We start from the raw sequence: 21,323 nt of genomic DNA, 5'->3' as shown, positions 1-21,323 counted from the left end.
TCAAGCAAATGACCGGACCCGGACGCTTGCCCCTAGGCGATGTTCGCCTTTCGTGCTAACGCTGTGGAAAACCGGAAGGGGCGGACATGCGGGTTCTGGGGATCGATCCCGGATTGAGGAATACGGGCTGGGGCGTGATCGTCGTGGACGGGCCGCGGCTGCGGCATGTGGCGAATGGCGTGATCCATTCGTCCGCGGACAAATCCACGCGCGATCTGGCCGCGAGGCTGTCGGTCCTGTTCCGCGGCCTCTGCGCGGTCATCGCCGAACACGCCCCCGATGCGGCGGCGGTCGAACAGACCTTTGTCAACAAGGACGCAAGCGGAACCCTGAAGCTGGGGCAGGCGCGGGGCATCGCGCTGCTGGCCCCGGCGGAAGCGGGTCTGGCAGTGGGGGAATACGCGCCGAATGCGGTGAAGAAGACGGTTGTCGGCGTGGGCCATGCAGGCAAGGAACAGGTTCAGCACATGGTACGGGTGCAACTGCCCGGTGTGGCCTTCGCGGGACCAGACGCGGCCGATGCGCTGGCCATCGCCATCTGCCACGCACATCACCTTCAGGGCCGGGTGCTGCGGATCGCGAGCCCGCGGCAGGGTGTCGCATGATCGGCCGCATCGCCGGGATCATCCTGCACCGCGGTCGCGATCATGTCCTGATCGACGTGCGGGGTGTAGGCTACATCGTTCATGTCAGCGAACGGACGGCGGCCGCCCTGCCGCCCGCGGGACAGGCGGCGGCGCTTTATACCGACCTTCTGGTGCGCGAGGATTTGCTGCAATTGTTCGGCTTTCCGACGCTGCTGGAAAAGGAATGGCACCGGCTGCTGACCAGCGTGCAGGGCGTGGGCGCCAAGGTTTCACTGACGGTTCTGGGCACGCTGGGCGCCGAGGGGCTGGGCCGCGCCATCGCCCTTGGCGACTGGGCGGCGGTGCGCAGGGCGCAGGGCGTGGGGCCGAAACTGGCGCAACGGGTGGTGCTGGAACTGAAGGACAAGGCGCCCGGCGTGATGGCGCTTGGCGGCGATCTGACCGTCGACGCGGGAACCGGCGCGGGCGATGCGGAGGAACCGGGCATCGAACCCGGTCCCTCCGCCGCCGCTGCACCGGGCACGGGGCCCGGCGGGGCGGCGCGCCCGCCCGCCAGCGGCGCGCAATCGGCCGGCGAGGCGCTGTCGGCGCTGACCAATCTGGGTTACGCTTCCTCCGAGGCGGCGGCGGCCGTGGCCGAGGCGCAGGCGCGCGATCCCGAGGCCGCGACGCCCGGCTTGATCCGCGCGGCCCTGCGGTCGCTGGCACCGAAAGGATAGGGCATGATCGGAAACCTGCGGACCTTCCTGCTGATGGCGGCAATGACCGCCATCGTCATGGGGCTGGGCTGGATGCTGGGCGGATCGGGCGGTGCGCTCTTCGCGCTGGTCCTGGCGGGTGCGGGCAACCTTTTCGCCTGGTGGAACAGCGACAGGATGGTCCTGCGCCAACAGGGCGCCGTGCAGCTTGGTCCAGGCCAGGCGTCCGAACTGCATGCGATGGTCGCCGATCTTGCGCAGCGCGCAGGCCTGCCGATGCCCAAAGTCTATCTGCTGCCGACCGAACAGCCCAACGCCTTTGCCACCGGCCGCAATCCCGAGAACGCCGCCATCGCGGTGACGCAGGGTTTGCTGCGCAGCCTGAGCCGTGACGAACTGGCCGGTGTCATCGCTCATGAACTGGCCCATGTCAGGAATCGTGACACGCTGATCATGACCGTGACCGCGACCATGGCCGGCGCGATCGCGATGATGGGCAATTTCCTGCTGTTCACCGGGGGCCGCGAGGGTCGCGGCGGCGGTCTTGGGGCGATCCTCGCCATGCTGCTGGCGCCTGTCGCCGCGATGCTGGTGCAGATGGCAATCTCGCGTACACGCGAATACGAGGCCGACCGCGCCGGTGCCCGGATCTGCGGCCGACCCGACGCGCTGGCCTCGGCGCTGGCCAAGATCGCGCAGATGGCGGGCCGCAGCACGAATGTCCCGGCCGAAAGGAACCCGGCCGCGGCCTCGATGTTCATCATCAACCCGCTGCGCGGATTGCGCATGGACCGTCTTTTCGCCACCCATCCGCCGACCGAGGACCGTATCGCGCGGCTTCGCGCGATGGAGGGCGAGACGCCGCCCTCGCGCATTCCGGTGACCGGGCGGCGGGACGCCGGCCCCTGGGGACGCGGATGATCCGGTCCGATCCCAACCTGCGTCCCGAACCGCTGGAAGGCGAATCGGAAGATCGTGCCCTGCGCCCGCAGGCCCTGACCGATTTCGTCGGACAGGCCGATGCGCGGGCAAACCTGCGCGTTTTCATCGACAGCGCGAAGATGCGCGGCAAGGCGATGGACCATACCCTGTTCTTCGGTCCTCCGGGGCTGGGCAAGACGACGCTGGCGCAGATCATGGCCCGCGAACTGGGCGTGAATTTCCGCATGACCTCGGGGCCGGTGCTGGCGCGCGCGGGCGATCTGGCGGCGATCCTGACCAATCTGGAAGCGCGCGACGTGCTGTTCATCGACGAGATCCACCGCATGAATCCGGTCGTCGAGGAGGTCCTGTATCCGGCGATGGAGGATTTCGAACTGGATCTGGTGATCGGCGAAGGCCCGGCCGCGCGCACCGTCCGCATCGAATTGCAGCCCTTCACGCTGGTTGGCGCCACGACCCGGCTGGGCTTGCTGACGACGCCGCTGCGGGACCGTTTCGGCATTCCGACCCGGCTGCAATTCTACGAGATGGCCGAATTGGACCTGATCGTCCAGCGCGGCGCGCGGTTGCTGGCGATCGAGGCCGATCCCGACGGGACCCTGGAAATCGCCCGCCGCGCCCGGGGCACGCCGCGCATCGCGGGGCGCCTGCTGCGTCGGGTGATCGACTTCGCGCTGGTCGAGGGCGATGGCAGGCTGACCCGGCAGATCGCGGACGCGGCGCTGACAAGGCTGGGCGTGGACGATCTGGGCCTTGACGGGGCGGACCGTCGCTATCTGACGCTGATGGCCGAACATTATGCGGGCGGGCCGGTCGGCGTCGAGACATTGTCGGCCGCGCTGTCGGAAAGCCGCGATGCCATCGAGGAGGTGATCGAGCCCTATCTGCTGCAACAGGGGCTGATCGCGCGCACGCCCCGGGGACGGCAACTGGCGGCGCGGGCCTGGCGTCATCTGGGGCTGGATGCGCCGAAGGCGGCTAGGCAGGGCGGGCTTTTTCATGACTGAGTTCGAGAACCGGATCCGCGACAGTTTCTCGCGGCAGACGATGATGCAGACCCTTGGCGCGCGGCTGCAGAGGATTGCCGAGGGGCGGGTCGCGATCGAGGCGCCGATCCTGCCCGGCGCGCTTCAGCAGCAAGGCGCGGGCCATGCCGGGCTGGCCTTCTCGATCGGCGATTCGGCGGCGGGCTATTCGGCGCTGACCCTGATGCCGGCGGACCGCGAGGTGATGACGGTCGAGATGAAGATCAACCTGATGTCACCGGCCCTGGGTCAGCGGCTGCTGGCAGAGGGACGGGTGATCCGGGCCGGACGGCGGATCATGGTCGTGGCGGCCGATATCTGGGCTGAAACCGGCACGGCGCGAAAGCATGTTGCGGTGTTGCAGGGCACGATGATTCCCGTCTAGCAGCCTGGCGCGCAGCGGCGTGCCGGGCCGGGTATTTTTGCAACGAAGAAGCCTGCGGCCCGGCATCTCCGATCAGGGTGTCAGCCCTTCCGGGTCGGGCAGGCCGTTCGCGCGCGCGGTCGCCGTCAGCGTATTGGCCAGAAGGCAGGCGATGGTCATCGGACCGACACCGCCCGGAACCGGCGTGATCGCGGCGGCGACATTGCGCGCCGCCGCGAAATCCACATCGCCGACCAGGCCGTCATCGGAGCGGTTGATGCCAACATCGATGATCGTCGCGCCGGGTTTGATCCAGTCGCCCTTGATGAAATGCGGCCGGCCCACGGCGGCGATCAGGATATCGGCCTGACGGCAGAGCACCGGCAGATCACGGGTGCGGGAATGGGCGATGGTGACTGTGGCGCTGTCGCGCAGCAACAATTGCGCCATCGGCTTGCCGACAATGTTGGATCGGCCGATGACCACGGCGTGACGGCCGGACAGGCTGCCCAATCGGTCGCGCAGCAGCATCAGGCAGCCCAGCGGCGTGCAGGGCACCATGGCCTTCTGTCCCGTCGCCAGCCGCCCGGCGTTGAGGATGTGGAACCCGTCCACATCCTTGGCCGGGTCGATCGCGTTGATGATCGCGGCCTCGTTCATGTGACCGGGCAGGGGCAGTTGCACGAGGATTCCGTTTACGGCCGGATCGGTGTTCAGCCGCGCGATCAGCGCCAGAAGGTCGGCCTCGGTCGTCTCGGCTGGCAGCCTGTGTTCGTAGGAATTCATGCCGACCTCGCGGGTCTGCCTGCCTTTGGAACGGACATAGACCTGGCTGGCCGGATCCTCGCCCACCAGCACCACGGCCAGGCCCGGAGTGATGCCGCGATCCGCAAGCGCGGCGACTTCGGCCGTGATGCGGTCGCGCAGGGTGGCGGCGAAGGACTTGCCGTCGATCAGATGGGCGGTCATGGACGGTCTCCGTTGAGGTGGCGTTCTTCCTGGTCGATGGCGGCGTCCACCAGCTGGCGCCAGATTTGCGCGAAAAGTGCGCCGTCCAGTCCCGCATCGGCGGCATTGCGGCGTGCATTTGCGACGACTTCCTCGACCCGCCAGTCGATCCGCGCGGGAAGTCCGCGTTCCGCCTTGATCCGAGCGGCGCGGTCGATCAGCGCGCTGCGTTCGGCGAACAATGCGATCAACTGCGCGTCCAGGGCGTCGATTCGGGCGCGCAGGGCGGGCATGTCGGGGATGTCATCGGTGCGGGTCATCTGACCTTGGACATGCACCGGCGGGCAGGCGGGTGCAAGAGCCGCAGGCGCTGCGCGGCTTGGCTCGCTTTGTCACGAAGCCGCCGGCAGCGTGCGGGTCTCGGCCGGGCCTGGCCTGCGCGGGGAAAGGGGTTTCGCGCTGAAGGTCGAAATCAATCACCGGCCTGCCAGATGCCGATCCGGCGGCGAGCCTGCAAAAAAAAACCGGCCCATCATGAGGGCCGGGGGGAATCGTCCTGTTCCTGGTCGAGAATCCTCAGGCCGGGGCGGGATCACCGCCGGGCGCGGGTTTTCCGGCCTTCGGGATCGATGTGACCGAGGGGATCGAGCTTCCCGGCATGTCGTCATCGCCGCCAAGCTGTTCGCCGCGGATGACCTTGCCGATCTCTTCCCCGGTCAGCGTCTCGTATTCCAGCAAGCCCTTGGCGAGACGCTCGTATTCCTCTTCCTTCTCGATCAGGATCCGGCGGGCCTCCTGATAACCTTCCTCGATCAGGGTGCGGACCTCTTCCTCGATCAGTTCCTTGGTCGCGGCCGAGACCGAGAAACCGCCGGTATTGCCGGAATAGCCCTCATGCGCCTCGGCATAGTCGATATTGCCGACCTTGTCCGACATGCCCCACCGCATGACCATGGCCCGGGCCAGTTGACTGGCCTGCTGGATATCGCCGGCGGGGCCGTTCGACACACCATCCTCGCCGTATTTGATGATCTCGGCGGCCTTCCCCGCCATGGTCATGGCCAGTTTCTGCTTGGCCTCGTCCTTGTGGAAATTCAGCCGGTCCATTTCCGGCAGGCTGACCACCATGCCAAGCGCGCCGCCGCGCGGAATGATCGTCGCCTTGTAGACCGGATCGCATTTCGGCAACGACAATCCGACGATGGCGTGACCGGCCTCGTGATAGGCGGTCTTTTCCTTCTGTTCGGGTGTCAGCACCATGCTGCGCCGCTCGACCCCCAGCATCACCTTGTCCTTGGCGCTTTCGAAGTCTTCCATCGACACGAAACGGCGGCCGATGCGGGCAGCGGTCAATGCCGCCTCGTTCACCAGGTTCATCAGGTCGGCGCCGGAAAAGCCGGGCGTGCCACGGGCGATGATGCGCAGATCCACATCGGGGCCGACCGGCACCTTGCGGGCGTGAACCGACAGGATCTTCTCGCGGCCCTTGATGTCGGGGTTCGGAACGTGGATCTGACGGTCGAAGCGGCCCGGACGCAGTAGTGCGGGGTCCAGCACGTCCTTGCGGTTGGTCGCGGCGACGATGATGATTCCTTCATTGGCCTCGAAACCGTCCATCTCGACCAGAAGCTGGTTCAAGGTCTGTTCGCGTTCGTCGTTGCCCCCGCCGATGCCCACGCCGCGGGCGCGGCCCACCGCGTCGATCTCATCGATGAAGACGATGCAGGGCGCGCTTTTCTTGGCCTGTTCGAACATGTCTCGCACGCGGGAGGCGCCGACGCCCACGAACATCTCGACAAAATCCGAACCAGAGATTGTGAAGAACGGCACGCCGGCCTCGCCCGCGATGGCGCGCGCCAGAAGCGTCTTGCCGGTGCCCGGAGGGCCGACAAGCAGCGCGCCTTTCGGGATTTTGCCGCCAAGGCGGCTGAATTTCTGCGGGTTGCGCAGGAATTCGACAATCTCTTCCAGTTCCTCCTTGGCCTCGTCGATGCCTGCCACGTCGTCAAAGGTCACGCGGCCATGTTTTTCGGTCAGAAGCTTGGCGCGCGATTTGCCGAAACCCATCGCGCCGCCTTTGCCACCCCCCTGCATCCGGTTCATGAAGAAGATCCAGACCCCGATCAGCAGGATGAAGGGCAGCCAGACGCCCAGCATCGACATGATGCCCGATTGCTGCTGCTTGACGACCTTCACATTGACGTTCTTGGCGATCAGCTTGTCGGCGATTTCCTCGCCCTGCGGACGCACGGTCGAATATTGCTGGCCGTCGGTGCCGGTGATCACCACGTCCTCGCCATCGATGGTGACGGCGCTGACCTGATCCTTGTCCACCCGCTCGATGAAATCGGAATAGCTGATCTGGCGGCTGTTCATCGTCGACGCCCCGTCGCTGAACAGATTGAACAGCGCAAGGATCATCAGGAACAGGACGACCCAGAAGGCCAGATTGCGTGCGTTGCCCAAGAGGGGTCCTCCGACGGAAATCGATTTTCACTGAAAATAGGGATTATCGGCCGAGGTTCAATGCGCCATGACCAGGGTGCGGAAATCCGCCGCGCCCCGGACCGGGCGGAGACGGAGGGGCGGCGCCGCGCGCAGCAGCGGCGCGGCGATCAGCGCATCGCCCTGACGGACCGCCGGGCTGGCGGCGGCACCATCCCGAGACAGGCCCGACATGCGCCATTTTACCGCCGCCAGTGCATCCATGCCAAGCGCCTCGACGCGCTGGCCGGGGCGCAGCCCCTCGACGTGCCAGCGGCGGTCCCAGATGCCGTCTTCGGTCAGGGGCCTGGCGCGCCGGGCGGCGGCGGGTTCGCGGCCGATCCGCAGATCGTCGCCCGAGGGGTCCAGCAGCGCGCCATCCAGCGTGACCCGGCTGCCATTCGCGACCGCCGCCAGCGCATGCATGGCGGTGGCGCGGCGTGGCGGATAATCGGCCCCCGTCACCCAGCGGCAGGAGGCGACCAGAAGGCGGCGCCGGATCTCGGACGGCGCATCCCCCAGAACGCGGCGCGACAGGATGATGCGGCCATTCGCGATATCGGCGTCCCGTGCGGCCAGAGCCGCGTAATGGGACAAGGCATCGCGGGCCTCGCCGATATGGGCGGCGGCGCGGGCGAGGGCAGGGACGTCCAGCCCCGTCGCCTCTATCGCCTTGCGGATGCGGATGCGTTCGAAATCCTCGTTCTCGTTGCCGGGATCGTCGGCCCATGCAATGCCGCGTCCACGCAGCCAGTCGCGCAGTTCGGCCCGTCCGCAGCCCAGCATCGGGCGCAGCCAGCGCATTCCGAAAGCGTCGCGCCATTCGGTCATCGCCGCCAGTCCGTCGATCCCCGATCCGCGGGCCAGCCTCATCATCAATGTCTCGGCCTGATCGTCGGCGGTATGGCCAAGCGCCACCGCCGAAAGATCGTTTCGGCCCGCCCAGCCGGCCAGCAGCCGCAATCGCGCGTCGCGGGCGCGGGCCATCAGGTTGCCCGCCTCGGTCTCGCGCCGCCACAGAAGCGTGGCGTGTTTCAAGCCCAGAAGACGGGCGCCACGGGCGACCTGCCGGGCCTCTTCGGCGCTTTCGGCGCGCAGCCCGTGATCGACGGTGGCGACCATGATCGTGCGGCCGCGCGCCCATTCGGCCGCGACATGCATCAGCGCGACCGAATCGCCGCCGCCCGACACCGCCAGCCCGATGGCGGGCATGTCGCCCGCCAGTCGGTCCAGCGTGGCGCGGATGCGGGCGGCTGGATCGGCCGCGGCCGATGTCACGGCGCGGGACTCATTGTTGCTGCTCGATCATGTCGGCCATTGCCTCGGGATCGATCTCGACGCTCAGGCCCGGATCGCCGCCGCCCAGATCGTTGGCGCCGCAGGCCAGCCTGGACATGCGGGTTTCTGCCTCGACCGCGGGCGGGGTGCCTGGAAAGCGGGCCGGAATCTCGGCCAGATAAAGACAGGCGGCGGTCGGATCGTCGTTGGCCACGACACGCGCGATGCCCAGCAGGCTTTCGGCCGCCCGCGGGCTTTCGGGATCGGCGGCGAAGCCTTCCAGCCAGGCGGCGGCCGCGCCATGCTCATCGCCCGCGCTGTCCAGCGCCGCGCCACGAAGGAACAGCGCCTCGGCGGTCAACGGCCCGCCGGCATGTTTTTCGGCCACTGCGCCGAACATCTGGGCCGCGCGGGCGAAATCGCCGCTGTTCATGACCTGCCGGGCGGCATCGAAATCGGCCTGCTCGGCCGCCGTGGCGGGCTTGCCCGCCGCGCCTGCGCCGCGATCGGCGGGCGCGGCCGGTGCCAGCGCCGAGGGCGTGCCGGTGCCGCCCTCGCCCTGCGCGTCGGGCGTCATCAGCGCGGACAGATCGCAGGTCTCGTCCATCTCGCAAAGGCGGAATTCCAGATCGTCCATGCGCCGCTTCGATTCGGCCAGCACCCCGTTGATCCGGTTCTGCACCTGTTCGGTCCTGTCGGTCAGCCGCGCCAGGCGCGTTTCCATCGCGTTCATGCGGTCGATGGCCGAATCGCCCCCTGCGGCCCGAAACCCAGCCGCGCCCGACGCGACAAGCTGGGCGCGAAGCGACTGCAGCTCGGCGCGCACCTGGGACAGTTCGGCGCGCAGATCGGCCAGGGTCGGGTCCTGATCCGCCCGGGCGGCAAGCGGCAGCGCCAACAGCACCGCCAGGCCGGCTGCGGCAAGGGTGCGGCGCATCACGAACCGGCCCCGCTGTCGCTGACCACGGTCACGGCGCGCCGGTTCTTGGCATAGCAGGCCTCGTCCGAACAGACCGCGAGCGGACGTTCCTTGCCGAAGCTGACGGTGCGGATGCGGCCGGCCTCGACGCCTTGCGCGATCAGGTATTCCTGAACTGCGCTGGCGCGGCGGGCGCCGAGCGCGAGGTTGTATTCACGGGTGCCGGTTTCTTCGGCATGACCCTGAACAACGGCCGAAAAGTTGGTGTTCCGGTTCAGCCACTGCGCCTGTCGCGACAGCGTGGCGCGCGCGTCCGAGGTCAAGGTCGTCTGTTCGGCCGGAAACAGAACCGTGTCGCCGACGCTGGTGCGGAAATAATCCGCCGTCGCCTCGGCGCCCAGCGTTCCACCCGAAAGCTGGCCCTGATACTGCGCGCCCGCCCCGTTATTGGCATAGGGATCATAGACCTGCTGCTGCGGTGTCGGCGCCGGCTGGGTGCAGGCACCAAGAAGCAGAAGGCAGGCGGCAGAGGCGGCTTTCATCCAGATATTCATCGCGGGCATCCTCCGGGCGGCGTCGGGCATGGATCATGGCATCAACGGACCCCAAGACGGGTCCGAGGCGGCAAAGTCAAGGTTCAGCGGTCGCATGTTGCGGCCCGTGATATCCACGGAATGCAGCCGGGGCTGGCCGTTTCCGCCCGGCGTCACCCGCGTGAACATCACGACGCGGCCATTGGGGGCCCAGGTCGGCCCCTCGTCAAGAAACGATTCGGTCAATTTCTTCTCTTCCGATCCATCGGTGCGCATGATCCCGATGAAAAACTTTTCACCCTCCTGGTGGGTGAAGGCGATCATGTCGCCCTTGGGCGACCAGGCGGGCGATCCATAGCGACCTTCGCCAAAGCTGATCCGCGTCGGCTCGCCGCCATCGATTCCCACGATATAGAGTTGGGGCGTCCCCGAGCGATCGGATTCGAAGACGATCCGCTTGCCATCGGGGCTGAAACTGGGCGAGGTTTCGATCGAAGGCGCTTCGGTCAGCGGTCTCTGGGCGCCGGTCGCCGCGTCCATCAGCCAGATATCGGTATTGCCGTTCCTTTCCAGCGAATAGGCGATCCAGCGGCCATCGGGGCTGAAGGTCGGTGCGAATGCCATGCTGTCGCCTCCCTGCGTCGCCGGACGCGACTGGACCGAGGCGACATCGAGGATGCGAAGCTGCGGAAATCCCGATTCGAAGCTGGTATAGACAATCTGACGACCGTCGGCGGAAAATTGCGGCGCCAGAACCAGCGAGGACGAATCGGTCATCCACAGCGGGTTCGCCCCGTCGTAATCCATCACCCCGATCCGCTTGATCCTTGCGTCCTTCGGCCCGGTTTCCTGGACGAAGGCCACGCGGCTGTCGAAATACGGGCTTTCACCGGTCAGCCGTGAATAGACCTGATCGGCGATCTTGTGGGCGGCACGTCGCCAATCGCCCGCGCGGGCGTCGAACTGCATTCCATCGCCCTGGGGCTGGCCCGCAAAGACATCGAACAGGCGGAACTTGACGCTGATATCCTCGCCCTGGCGGGTGACTTCGGCGCTGACCAGTGCCTGCGCGTTTACAGCCCGCCAGTCTTCGTAGGACACGGGCTCGGTGAAGCTGCCGCGCTTTGCGGTCTGCGCATCGGCGGGGATTTCGCGGAACAGGCCGGTGCCGGTCAGATCGTCGGCCACGACCTCGCGCACCTTCCGCGCCACCTCGTCATCGCCGAAGAAGGCCGGGATGGCGATCGACATCGGCTCGACCACGCCATCGGTGATCTCGATACGCAGGGGGCCGGCATCCTGCGCTGCGACCAGGGCGGGGGTCAGCGCGGCAAGCGCCAGCGAGGCGGTCAGGGTCAGGGTCAGGCGGCGGAACATGGCGTCCTTTCTACCGTTCATGGCGCGCGACGGAAAGCCGCGACGCGCATCATTCAAATCCGACGCCGTCGGGGCGGAAGTCCACGACGACATCGCGCCAACGGCCATATTTTCCGGACGGCAGGGCAAAGCCTGCGCGTCCACACATCAGGATGGCCCGCCGGGCCACGTCAAAGGCCTGCCGGGCGGCGGTTTCCGAACCGCCCCGGTAATCCGCCATGCGCAGACTGGCGGGTTCGGGACGGCCATCGGGCGTCATCGAGAAGCCGACCGAGATCGTCATCCGCGATGCCTCGACCGACAGCGCACCCACGTTCCAGCAATCCTGGATCGCAAATTTCAGTCCGTCCTTCTCGGACAGCGACAGGGGCTCACCCATCGGCGGGTTGCCGGGCCCGCCCGCATCAGCACCCGGTTCCCGGGCGGGATCGGGCAGCGGCGTGGGCCTGATCGGTGTCGGCGCAAGCTGCAGGGGATCGGCGCTGGTCGCGTCCTGCCCGCCGCCCTCGGTGCCCTGCGACAGTGCCCCGGCCAGGGCCGCGGCAAGCGGATCCTGATCGGCCGAGGCGCCGCTGCCTCCATCGATCCGCTGGCGGTCGCCACCCGCCGTATCCCCGGTCGAGGCCGTCTCGGCCCCGCCGGCCCCGGTCTGGCCCGCTTCGCGCACTGCATCCTCCAGCGCCTTTCTGTCGGCCCGGGCCTGTTCGGCGGCCTCGGCTGCCGCTGCGGCGCGGCGTTCTTCCGCCTCGCGCTGCGCCTGTTCGCGCGCGGCCCGGGCCTCTGCCTGCCGCTCTTGCTCGGCCCGCCGTTCTTCTTCCGCCTGTCGTTCGGCCTCTGCCTGCCGCTCCTGTTCGGCGCGCCGCTGGGCCTCGGCGCGGGCCCTGGTTTCGGCGGCGCGGCGCTCTTGCTCGGCCTTTGCCTCGGCGGCGCGGCGTTCCTCGGCGGCGCGGGCCTCGGCCTCGCGGCGTTGCCGTTCTTGGCGGGCCTGTTCCTGCGCCTGCGCCTGCGCTTCGGCTGCGGCGCGGCGCTCTTCCTCGCGGGCTTGCGCTTCGGCCGCCTGCCGCCGTTGCTCGGCCTGGCGCGCTTCGGCTGCGGCCCTGGCCTCGGCCTCGTCGCGGGCCGCCTGTTCGGCGGCCTGACGCCGAGCCTCCCGGGCGGCTTCGCGTTCGGCCGCCAGTCGTTGTTCCTCGGCCTCGGCCTCGGCCCGCGCGGCCTCGGCCGCCGCCTGGCGCGCGGCCTCTTGCGCGGCGAGGCGGGCATTGCGTTCCTCGACCAGGCCATCGGGCCGCAGACGCGGCAGGCTCGAGCGGTCCAGCGCGAGTTCCGAGCGCGGCGCGACCGGCACGGCCGGGGCGTCCGGGACCGGCGCTTGCGGACGGGCAGGCTGGCCCTCGGCCGTCGGAGCGTCCGGCGTGGCGGGGCGTCTGGGCGCGGTTTCGGCGGCGCTGTCCGGCGCCGGGACGGGTTCAGGCAGGTCGGTCGCGACCGTCACCGGCGGCCGCGCCTCGAAATCGCTGAGATCGGGCTGGCGCTCGGCCGCGTCCGGCCGGGCCAGTGCCTGTGCCGCATCCTGCGGATCGGGGGCACTGGCGCCGGCGGGGGCGGCTGCCTTGTCCTGTTCGACTTCGGGCGGGGGCATCGCTGCGACCGCGGTGGCCTCCCGAGCCACAGGACCGGCCCCGCGCGAGGCCGCGGCCAGCGCCTCGAAGTCGTCGCCGCTCATCGTGGCGACCTGGGTCGTGCGCAACGGCGTCGAGGGCTGCGGCCGGAAGAAGACCCCGCCCAGCACCGCCCACAGGATCAGCGCGGCATGTGCGCCGCCCGAGATCCACCAGCCGATGCGGGATTCGCGGTCATCCTGCATGAAATCAGCCATCCATGCGCGGGCCGCCCGGATCGGTGACCAGCACGATATTGGTAAGTCCTGCGGCATTCAGCGCGCCCATGACCTGCACCACCCTGGCATAGGGAATGGTGCCATCGGCGCGCAGGAAGATGCGGTCGCTTTGACGTTCGGCCAGTACGGCGCGCAGCCGGGCCACGATCTGATTGTCGGCGAGGGGATTGTTCATCAGCGTGATCTGTCCCTCCGCGGGGATCGAGATCACCAGCGGTTCCTCGGGCTCGGTCGGCACGGCGGTCGCGGCGGTCCGGGGCAGGTTCAGCGGCACCCCGGCCGTCATCAGCGGCGCGGCGACCATGAAGATCACCAGCAGGACCAGCATGACATCCACGAAGGGCGTCACGTTGATCTCGGACATCGGCGCGTTGCGCCGCCGCCCGCTTTTCCTTCGGCTGATCCTTTTGACGACGTCGGCCATCGCGGATCAGACCTCGCTGTCCAGCTGGCGCGACAGCAGCGTCGAGAACTCGTCCGAAAACGCCTCCCAGTTGCCGGTCACCCGTTCGGCGTCGCCCGAAAGCTTGTTGTAGAACACGACGGCGGGGATGGCGGCCAGCAGGCCAAGCGCCGTCGCCAGCAGGGCCTCGGCGATGCCGGGTGCGACGACGGCAAGACTGGTATCCTGTGACATGGCGATACCTTCGAATGCGGTCTTGATGCCCCAGACGGTGCCGAACAGGCCGATGAAGGGCGCGGTCGAGCCGACGGTGGCCAGAAAGGACAGGCCCCGGAACAGGCGCGTTTCCTCGCGCTGGATGGCGACGTTCATGGCGCGGTCGATCCGCTGCGTGCCGCCGGGGATCAGTGCGCCGTCATCGCGGTGGCTGCGCCGCCATTCGGTCATGCCGGCGGCAAAGACCCGTTCGGTCGCGCCCGAGGGCGTCTCGCCCAGCCGGTCATAGACATCGTCCAGCGGCTCGCCGGACCAGAAGGCGCGATCGAAGCGGATTTGCTCGCGCCTTGCGGCGGCGAAGGCCAGGAATTTCTGGATGATGATCGCCCAAGACCAGACCGAGGCGACGATCAGCAGCACCATCACCACCTTCACGGTCAATGACGCACGGGCAAACAGCGCCAGAAGCGAAAAATCGAGGGCCTGGGCGGCCTGAATGGGTTCCATCGTCACTGCCTCATCTTCCGGGCCTTGGTCGAATCATCCAGAACCCGCCGGTCTGCCGGACCGGCTGGCACGGATCGCCGGCCTTCTAGCCTCTCTTTATCAAATCTTGCAGCCCCCTGCCGCAACACAATGGCGTCACCTGCCGGAAAGCACCAGCCGATGCGCCGCGATGGCTTCGTAATCCGGACGCAGCCGGGTGGCCAGATCCGCCAACGGCCCGTCCAGTTCGGGACCGGGCCCCTCGGGCCCGCCAAAGCCGTTCGAGCGATTGACCGCATCGTACCAGACCGCACCCCAGACGCCATCCTCGGGATGCGGGCCGGCCTGCCAGGACAACATGGCCTCGGTCCAGGGCAGGTCGATCGCGGCGCATAATGCCCGCAGCGCGCGACGAGGATCGCGGCGGATATCGGCGCTGTCGATCACGATGGGCGCGGCGCCGCGTTCGGCCATCTCGCGAAACATGCTCCACTGACGGGCGAAACCCAGCTCGGCCGGGTCGGGCAGACCGCGCTTGGCCGCGAAAGAGGCCACGACACGCTCGGGTTCGCGGATCAGGAAGACATTGGTGACGGTCCCGGTCCAGCCCAGGTCCATGCCGGGCAGCATGTGCTGAACCATATGCTTCTGATACTGCACCGGCGCGGCCGCCGGATCGGTGGTCAATCCGGGCAGCACAATGCGCCAATCGGTGGGCTGGCTGGCAATCACCTGATCCCGCATCGGATGGGGCAGGCCGGTCTGCGACAGATAATGGGCATAGAACGGTTCGTCCACGCAGACACAATCGGGACGGGCACCGAAGCTGCGCATCATCGCCGTCGAAAGATTGCGCGGCCCCGACCACATGGCGATGCGGCGCGGCTCAGTCATCGGCCTTCCGCAGGATGGCGGCAAGCGGTGCGGGCAGGCGCGTCGGCCGTCCGCGCGCGTCCAGACAAGCGATGGTCACGCGGGCGGCGAACAGCACCTCGCCGTCGCGCGTGACGGTCTGATCCATCACGATTCGCGCGGCGCTGAGCATGTCGAGGCGGGTCGCGACCTGTACCAGATCGTCGAACCGCGCCGGCCGCAGATAATCCGCCTCGATCCGGCGCACGGCGAAGACCAGGCCCGCCTGCCGTTTCAGCGCGGCCTGATCGATCCCCAGGGCGCGCAACCATTCCGAGCGTCCGCGCTCGATGAATTTGAGGTAATTGGCATAATAGACGATCCCGGCAAGATCGGTATCCTCGTAATAGACGCGCAGGATCATGGAATGGCTCATGGCAGCTATCCTAGGACGGGGTCGGAATACCCGCAATCGCCCGTTCGGCGGGCGAAGGGGGCGGCACGGACAAACTCCGTGCCGGTCGCTGTCGCTGGACGGATGCGCGCGTTCCGCGCGCTGTCGCGCGGGCCGCATCAGGTCCGCGCGATCCTTGCCGACAGACGCAGGGCATGGCTGGGATCCTGCGCTGCCACCGGCAGGATCGGGTCATAGGCCGCCCGGATCAGCGCCGCGAGATCCGTCGAGGGCGCAACGTCGCGCGCGAAGCTCAGCGCGCTGCGCATGGTCAGCGCCTCGGCAAGCTGCGCCGGATGCGCATCGCCCAACGCGCCCGACATCCGCACGAAATGCAGACAGGCCCGGATGCCGCCATCGGCATCAAAGCGAAAAATCCGGTATTGATCGGCCTTTAGCCTGGCCAGCCGCCTGGGCAACCCATCCTGGCCCGTCAGAAGATCCAGATCCGGCACGCCCTGCAATTCCTGCCAGTCGCGCATGAAGAACAGCATCAGGTTGCTGCCCATCTCGGGGTCGGTCTCGGTCACGGGATGTCCGGCATGGGCAAAGCCGGCCCGGATTGCGGCCCGAAAGATGTCGAGGCTTTCCTCGGCCAGCCCGAACGCGACCGGCGCGACCGGTCGCCCCCATCGCGCGCACAGAAACGATCCATCCTGGCGCGTGAACAGCGCCGCAATCCGGTCAGGATCCATCGAAACCTCCGCCGGTCCCTTTGCCTTGGCCCAAATATCCTGGGGGAAGTCGCCGGAACGGCGACGGGGGGCAACGCCCCCTGCCTCCGCCGCCGGTCTATCCCGGATCAGCCGACGATCGTTGCCTCGGTCGCGGCGCGGATCTCGTCCTCGGTCACGCCATCGGCGGTCTCCACGATCTTCAGGCCGCCCTCGACCACATCCAGCACGCCCAGGTTGGTAATGATCCGGTCCACCACGGCCTTGCCGGTCAGGGGCAGCGTGCAGGATTTCAGCAGCTTTGATTCGCCGGCCTTGTTGGTGTGGTCCATGACCACGATCACGCGCTTGACGCCCGCGACCAGATCCATCGCGCCGCCCATGCCCTTGACCAGCTTCCCCGGGATCATCCAGTTCGCCAGATCGCCGTTTTCGGCCACCTCCATCGCGCCGAGGATCGCCGCCGCGATCTTGCCGCCGCGGATCATGCCGAAGCTGGTCGCGCTGTCGAAATAAGACGTGCGGTTCAACTCGGTGATGGTCTGCTTGCCGGCGTTGATCAGGTCGGGATCTTCCTCGCCCTCATAGGGGAAAGGCCCCATGCCCAGCATGCCGTTTTCCGATTGCAGCGTGATGTCCTTGTCGCCGGTGTAATTGGCCACCAGCGTCGGGATGCCGATCCCGAGGTTGACATACATCCCGTCTTCCAGTTCCTCGGCCGCGCGGGCGGCCATCTGGTCGCGATCCCATGCCATTACGCGGTTTCCTTCTTGCGGGTGGTGACCTTCTCGATGCGCTTCTCGTGCGGGCCCTGGATGATCCGGTGCACATAGATGCCGGGCAGGTGGATGCAGTCGGGATCCAGCGCGCCGCGCTCGACGATCTCCTCGACCTCGACCACGCAAACCTTGCCGGACATCGCGGCGGGCGGATTGAAGTTCCGTGCCGTCTTGCGGAACACCAGATTGCCGGTGTCATCGGCCTTCCAGGCTTTCACAATGGCCAGGTCGGCGACGATGCCGCGCTCGAGGATGTATTCCTCGCCGTCGAAGACCTTAACTTCCTTGCCATCGGCGATCTGGGTGCCGACGCCGGTCTTGGTGTAGAAGCCCGGAATGCCGCTGCCGCCCGCGCGCATCCGTTCGGCAAGCGTGCCTTGCGGGTTGAATTCCAGCTCCAGTTCGCCCGACAGATACTGACGCATGAATTCCGCGTTCTCGCCGACGTAAGAACTGATCATCTTCCTGATCTGCTTGGTGTCCAGCAGCTTGCCCAGGCCGAACCCGTCCACGCCGCAATTGTTGCTGGCGATGGTCAGATCCTTTACGCCGCTATCGACGATGGCGTCGATCAGCAATTCGGGTATGCCGCACAGCCCGAAGCCTCCGGCCGAGATGAACATCCCGTCCTTCAAAAGACCGTCCAGCGCCTCGGCCGCGTTGTCATAGACCTTTTTCATCGGCCCTCCCCTCATGGATCCGGTTTCGATGAAAGTCATGGCCCGCAGGGCAATCCGTGTCAATCAGGCCACACCCTGTTCGTGCCGCGACTTGACCTGCCGACCCGACCGGTGGCAATCATGATGGATGAACCGCATCCGCGCCATCTCTGCGATCTCTTATCGCCCGCTGACATAGCGGGGGCAGAGCCATGTCAACCGCGCGGGGAAGCGGTTGACCGGATGACATCACCACGAGCCTGCGCCGAAATCCAGGGTCGTCCCCATGTCCAATCCCGACTGTCCCCATCTTTCGATCATCGGCTTCGGAGCCTTCGGCCAGTTGATCGCCCGCCATTTGCGCGATCACATGACATTGTGCGTCTGCGACCCCGTGCTGTTGGTCAACGACCTGTTGCAGGTCGATCTTGCGCAGGCCGCGCGCTGCCGCATCATCGTTCTGTCCGTGCCGCTGTCGCAGATGCGGTCCGTGCTGCACATCATCGCGCCCCATCTTCGCCCCGGCGCGATGGTCATTGATGTGGCTTCGGTCAAGCTGCTGCCTGCCACGATGATGCAGGCCATCCTGCCCGACCATGCCCAGATCGTTGCCACGCATCCGCTGTTTGGGCCTGCAAGCGCGCGCGAGGGCCTGACGGGTCATCGCATCGCATGGTGCCCGCTGCGCGGCGACGGCCACCGGCGAGCGGCGGCATTCCTGCGAAGGCTGGGATTGCGGGTTCTGGCAACCACACCAGAGGCACATGACCGCGAGATGGCCGTGGTGCAGGGGCTGACGCATCTGATCGCGCAGGGTTTGTCGGGAATTGGACCGATACCCGACAGGCTGACCACCGAAAGCTTCCGGCGGCTGGTCGAGGCCGTGGCGATGGTTCAGGCGGATTCACCTGAACTGCTGCGGACGATCCTGCATGACAATCCCCATGCCGGGCCGGTCCGCGCGCGGTTCGTGAAGGCGATAGCCGGCATCGCGGAGATGGCCGAGACAGGCTGAGGCATGCCCGACGGGGTCATTCGGCGGACTTCCTGCCGTCCGCGGGCTTTTTCACGGCAGCCTTCTTGGCAGTCTTGGCAGTCTTGGCAGTCTTTGCGGTCTTGGTGGCGGATTTCCTTGCCGGGGACTTTCCCGCCGATGCCTTCTTCGTGCCCTTCTTCGCGGCCTTGGCCAAGATCAACTCCAGCGCCTGCTCCATCGTGATGTCTTCGGGCGCAACCTCGCGGGGCAGGGTCGCATTGACCTTTTCCCATTTGACATAAGGGCCATAGCGCCCGTTCATCACCTGAATTGCACCCCCTTCGGGGTGATCGCCCAGTTCCTTCAGCGGTTCCGCCGCAGCGGCGCGTCCGCGCGTTTGCTTTGCCGCCAGCACCTCGACCGCCCGGTTCATGCCGATGGTAAAGACCTCGTCCACATCCGGCAGGTTGGCGTATTTGCGATCATGCTTCACATAGGGACCATAGCGCCCGATCCCCGCCTCGATCATCACGCCGTCATCGGGATGTGGTCCGACCGGGCGCGGCAGCGACAGAAGTCGCAACGCCTTTTCCAGATCCATGGTCGCCGCGTCCCAGCCCTTGGGGATCGAGGCCCGAGGCGGCTTCGGCACCTCTTCGGTCGCCCCGCCCCGCTGCACATAGGGTCCGAAACGCCCGGTCTTCAGGCTGATCTCGTCGCCATCGTCATGACCCAGCACCCGGTCGCCCACCGGCTGCTCGCCATCGGGGGCGGAGAGGGGGCGGGTATAGCGGCATTCGGGATAGTTCGTGCAGCCTATGAAGGCGCCCCCCGACCGCGCGGTCTTGAGGTTCAGCCGGCCCCTGCCGCAAAGCGGGCATTCGCGCGGATCGCCGCCATCGGCGCGCGGCGGATACAGATGCGGCGCCAGCGCATCGTCGATCGCCTCCAGAACCTCGGAGATGCGAAGTTCGGACGTGCCCTCCAGCGCCTTTGAAAAATCCTTCCAGAACCTGCCCAGAACCTCGCGCCAGACCAGATCGCCGGCGCTGATCTCATCCAGTTCGTTTTCCAGATCGGCGGTGAAGTCATAGCTGACATAACGCGGGAAATACTTGACCAGAAAGGTCGTGACCAGCCGGCCCTTGTCCTCGGGGATCAGCCGGTTCTTGTCCTTTCGGACGTATTCGCGGTCCTGGATGGTCGTGACGATGCTGGCATAGGTCGAGGGACGGCCGATGCCCAGTTCCTCCATCCGCTTGACCAGGGTGGCCTCGGTATAGCGGGGCGGGGGCTGGGTGAAATGCTGGCGGGCGGCGGTGCTGGCGGCGTCGTTGACCAGCAGGCCGGGGGCGGCGCGCTGGCCCTGCGGCGCCTCGGGCAGATCGTCGCCCTTGTCCCGCGCCTTCGAGAACTCGGCATCGAACGCCTTGCCGACCAGTTTCGCGGCCTCGCCTTCGGTGATCGCCGGCAGGCGGGCGCTGTCTTCGCCCTCGTCATCGTCGCGGCCCTGGTCATAGACGCGCAGAAAACCGTCGAACAGCATCACCTGACCGGTCGCGCGCAGGCCGACCTGGCCATCGGGGCTTTCGATTTCGGCTGTCGTGCGCTCCATCCTGGCGGCTTCCATCTGGCTGGCGATGGTGCGCTTCCAGATCAGGTCATACAGCTTGCGCTGGTCATCGGCGCTGACCTTCAGTCGGTCCGGCGACAGCATCATGTCGGTCGGGCGGATGCATTCATGGGCTTCCTGCGCGTTCTTGGCCTTGTTCTTGTACATGCGCGGCGATTTCGGCAGGTATTTTTCGCCGAACTTGGTCTTGATCGCGTCGCGGGCAGCCATCACCGCCTCGGGGGCCATGTCGATCCCGTCGGTCCGCATATAGGTGATCAAACCGGCCTCGTAGAGACGCTGCGCCGTGGACATGCAGGCCCGCGCGCCCATGCCCAGCTTGCGGCTGGCCTCTTGCTGCAGCGTCGAGGTCATGAAGGGCGGCCAGGGATTGCGGCTGGCGGGCTTGGCGGTGACGCTGGCGACACGCAGATCGCGGCTGGTGACCGCGCTGACGGCCATCGCGGCCCTTTCGGCGTCGGGCAGGTCGAATCGGTCCAGCTTCGAGCCGGCCAGCGACACGAGTTGCGCGTCGTATTCCTGTCCCCCCGGCGTCGCAAGACGGGCATGGACGGACCAGTATTCGCGCGCCTTGAATGCCTCTATCTCCATCTCGCGATCGACAATCAGGCGCAGGCAGACGGACTGGACGCGACCCGCCGATTTCGCGCCGGGCAGCTTGCGCCACAGCACGGGCGACAGGTTGAAGCCGACCAGATAATCCAGCGCGCGGCGGGCCAGATAGGCATCGACCAGCGGCTGGTCGATCTGGCGCGGCTGCTTCATCGCCTCGGTCACCGCGGCCTTGGTGATGGCGTTGAAGGTCACGCGATTGACCGCGCTGCCTTTTTTCAGTGCCGGCTGCAGCGCCTCCAGCAGGTGCCAACTGATCGCCTCGCCTTCGCGGTCGGGGTCGGTTGCAAGGATGAGAGTCTGGTCGTCCTTCAGCGCGTCGCGGATCGCCTTGAGGTGCTTCTTGCTGTCGCTGGCGATTTCCCACTTCATCGCGAATTCGCTGTCGGGATCGACGCTGCCGTCCTTGGGCGGCAGGTCGCGGACGTGGCCAAAGCTGGCCAGCACGCGATAGTCGCCGCCGAGGTATTTCTCGATGGTCTTGGCCTTGGCCGGGGATTCGACGACGACAACGGGCATTCTGACCT

22 protein-coding genes are annotated in these 21,323 nt (G+C 67.1%); 6 read left to right on the top strand and 16 right to left on the bottom strand.

The window, feature by feature from the left end:
* The first annotated feature begins 86 nt into the window (after nucleotides 1–86).
* Genes ruvC through AC13CR_RS13800 form a run of 5 tightly spaced genes read left to right on the top strand, consistent with a single transcriptional unit; the run spans nucleotide 87 to nucleotide 3,637 of the window.
* Nucleotides 87–605, top strand: coding sequence for a crossover junction endodeoxyribonuclease RuvC (ruvC, locus tag AC13CR_RS13820; protein WP_292953310.1), 519 nt, complete (start codon nucleotides 87–89; stop codon nucleotides 603–605).
* Nucleotides 602–1,306: a Holliday junction branch migration protein RuvA gene (gene ruvA, locus AC13CR_RS13815; protein WP_292953307.1), complete on the top strand. Its 705-nt coding sequence runs from the start codon at nucleotides 602–604 to the stop codon at nucleotides 1,304–1,306. The genes ruvC and ruvA overlap by 4 nt, the downstream gene beginning before the upstream one ends.
* Before the next feature lie 6 nt (nucleotides 1,307–1,312).
* Nucleotides 1,313–2,206, top strand: a complete 894-nt coding sequence (htpX, locus tag AC13CR_RS13810) for a zinc metalloprotease HtpX (RefSeq protein ID WP_292953477.1) — start codon at nucleotides 1,313–1,315, stop codon at nucleotides 2,204–2,206.
* Nucleotides 2,203–3,234, top strand: a complete 1,032-nt coding sequence (gene ruvB, locus AC13CR_RS13805; RefSeq protein WP_292953304.1) for a Holliday junction branch migration DNA helicase RuvB — start codon at nucleotides 2,203–2,205, stop codon at nucleotides 3,232–3,234. Before htpX ends, ruvB begins: the two co-directional genes overlap by 4 nt.
* Nucleotides 3,227–3,637, top strand: a complete 411-nt coding sequence (locus AC13CR_RS13800) for a PaaI family thioesterase (RefSeq protein WP_292953300.1) — start codon at nucleotides 3,227–3,229, stop codon at nucleotides 3,635–3,637. Before ruvB ends, AC13CR_RS13800 begins: the two co-directional genes overlap by 8 nt.
* Nucleotides 3,638–3,709: 72 nt before the next feature.
* On the opposite strand, the gene folD is transcribed toward AC13CR_RS13800, so the two are convergent.
* From folD to AC13CR_RS13725, 15 genes are all read right to left on the bottom strand, one after another.
* Nucleotides 3,710–4,585, bottom strand: coding sequence for a bifunctional methylenetetrahydrofolate dehydrogenase/methenyltetrahydrofolate cyclohydrolase FolD (folD, locus tag AC13CR_RS13795; protein WP_292978459.1), 876 nt, complete (start codon nucleotides 4,583–4,585; stop codon nucleotides 3,710–3,712).
* The gene (locus AC13CR_RS13790) at nucleotides 4,582–4,884 is read right to left on the bottom strand and encodes a chorismate mutase (protein WP_292953294.1); all 303 of its coding nucleotides are present in this window, start codon (nucleotides 4,882–4,884) and stop codon (nucleotides 4,582–4,584) included. The genes folD and AC13CR_RS13790 overlap by 4 nt, the downstream gene beginning before the upstream one ends.
* A 256-nt stretch (nucleotides 4,885–5,140) precedes the next feature.
* Nucleotides 5,141–7,030, bottom strand: a complete 1,890-nt coding sequence (gene ftsH, locus AC13CR_RS13785) for an ATP-dependent zinc metalloprotease FtsH (RefSeq protein WP_292978461.1) — start codon at nucleotides 7,028–7,030, stop codon at nucleotides 5,141–5,143.
* Nucleotides 7,031–7,087: 57 nt separating this feature from the next.
* Nucleotides 7,088–8,326 (bottom strand): tRNA lysidine(34) synthetase TilS, encoded by a 1,239-nt coding sequence (tilS, locus tag AC13CR_RS13780; protein ID WP_292953285.1) that lies wholly within the window; start codon nucleotides 8,324–8,326, stop codon nucleotides 7,088–7,090.
* Between the two features lie 10 nt (nucleotides 8,327–8,336).
* Complete coding sequence (locus AC13CR_RS13775; protein WP_292953282.1) at nucleotides 8,337–9,263, bottom strand: tol-pal system YbgF family protein; 927 nt, start codon at nucleotides 9,261–9,263, stop codon at nucleotides 8,337–8,339.
* The gene (gene pal, locus AC13CR_RS13770) at nucleotides 9,263–9,799 is read right to left on the bottom strand and encodes a peptidoglycan-associated lipoprotein Pal (protein ID WP_292953279.1); all 537 of its coding nucleotides are present in this window, start codon (nucleotides 9,797–9,799) and stop codon (nucleotides 9,263–9,265) included. Before pal ends, AC13CR_RS13775 begins: the two co-directional genes overlap by 1 nt.
* A gap of 33 nt (nucleotides 9,800–9,832) precedes the next feature.
* Nucleotides 9,833–11,176: a Tol-Pal system beta propeller repeat protein TolB gene (gene tolB, locus AC13CR_RS13765; RefSeq protein WP_414692137.1), complete on the bottom strand. Its 1,344-nt coding sequence runs from the start codon at nucleotides 11,174–11,176 to the stop codon at nucleotides 9,833–9,835.
* Between the two features lie 28 nt (nucleotides 11,177–11,204).
* Complete coding sequence (locus AC13CR_RS13760; RefSeq protein WP_446232416.1) at nucleotides 11,205–13,031, bottom strand: protein TolA; 1,827 nt, start codon at nucleotides 13,029–13,031, stop codon at nucleotides 11,205–11,207.
* The gene (locus AC13CR_RS13755) at nucleotides 13,024–13,476 is read right to left on the bottom strand and encodes an ExbD/TolR family protein (protein WP_292953273.1); all 453 of its coding nucleotides are present in this window, start codon (nucleotides 13,474–13,476) and stop codon (nucleotides 13,024–13,026) included. The genes AC13CR_RS13760 and AC13CR_RS13755 overlap by 8 nt, the downstream gene beginning before the upstream one ends.
* A 6-nt stretch (nucleotides 13,477–13,482) precedes the next feature.
* Nucleotides 13,483–14,178, bottom strand: coding sequence for a protein TolQ (tolQ, locus tag AC13CR_RS13750; RefSeq protein WP_292953270.1), 696 nt, complete (start codon nucleotides 14,176–14,178; stop codon nucleotides 13,483–13,485).
* A 135-nt stretch (nucleotides 14,179–14,313) separates the two neighbouring features.
* Complete coding sequence (locus AC13CR_RS13745; RefSeq protein WP_292953267.1) at nucleotides 14,314–15,051, bottom strand: sulfotransferase-like domain-containing protein; 738 nt, start codon at nucleotides 15,049–15,051, stop codon at nucleotides 14,314–14,316.
* Nucleotides 15,044–15,445: a tol-pal system-associated acyl-CoA thioesterase gene (gene ybgC / locus AC13CR_RS13740; RefSeq protein WP_292953264.1), complete on the bottom strand. Its 402-nt coding sequence runs from the start codon at nucleotides 15,443–15,445 to the stop codon at nucleotides 15,044–15,046. The genes AC13CR_RS13745 and ybgC overlap by 8 nt, the downstream gene beginning before the upstream one ends.
* A 137-nt stretch (nucleotides 15,446–15,582) precedes the next feature.
* Complete coding sequence (locus tag AC13CR_RS13735) at nucleotides 15,583–16,158, bottom strand: hypothetical protein (protein WP_446232417.1); 576 nt, start codon at nucleotides 16,156–16,158, stop codon at nucleotides 15,583–15,585.
* A 107-nt stretch (nucleotides 16,159–16,265) separates the two neighbouring features.
* Entirely contained in the window at nucleotides 16,266–16,892 is a 627-nt protein-coding gene (locus AC13CR_RS13730; RefSeq protein WP_292953258.1) for a CoA transferase subunit B, read from the bottom strand.
* A complete protein-coding gene (locus tag AC13CR_RS13725) occupies nucleotides 16,892–17,596 on the bottom strand; it encodes a CoA transferase subunit A (protein ID WP_292953255.1) in 705 nt (234 codons plus the stop codon). The genes AC13CR_RS13730 and AC13CR_RS13725 overlap by 1 nt, the downstream gene beginning before the upstream one ends.
* Before the next feature lie 265 nt (nucleotides 17,597–17,861).
* Between AC13CR_RS13725 and AC13CR_RS13720 the strand changes: the two genes are divergently transcribed.
* Nucleotides 17,862–18,590 (top strand): prephenate dehydrogenase, encoded by a 729-nt coding sequence (locus AC13CR_RS13720; protein WP_292953252.1) that lies wholly within the window; start codon nucleotides 17,862–17,864, stop codon nucleotides 18,588–18,590.
* A gap of 16 nt (nucleotides 18,591–18,606) precedes the next feature.
* Here AC13CR_RS13720 and topA read toward each other — a convergent pair whose 3' ends face one another.
* Nucleotides 18,607–21,315, bottom strand: coding sequence for a type I DNA topoisomerase (topA, locus tag AC13CR_RS13715; RefSeq protein WP_482900887.1), 2,709 nt, complete (start codon nucleotides 21,313–21,315; stop codon nucleotides 18,607–18,609).
* Nucleotides 21,316–21,323 lie beyond the last annotated feature (8 nt).

Source organism: Paracoccus sp. L-17, from assembly GCF_056857655.1.
This window is presented reverse-complemented; position numbering and strand designations above follow the sequence as displayed.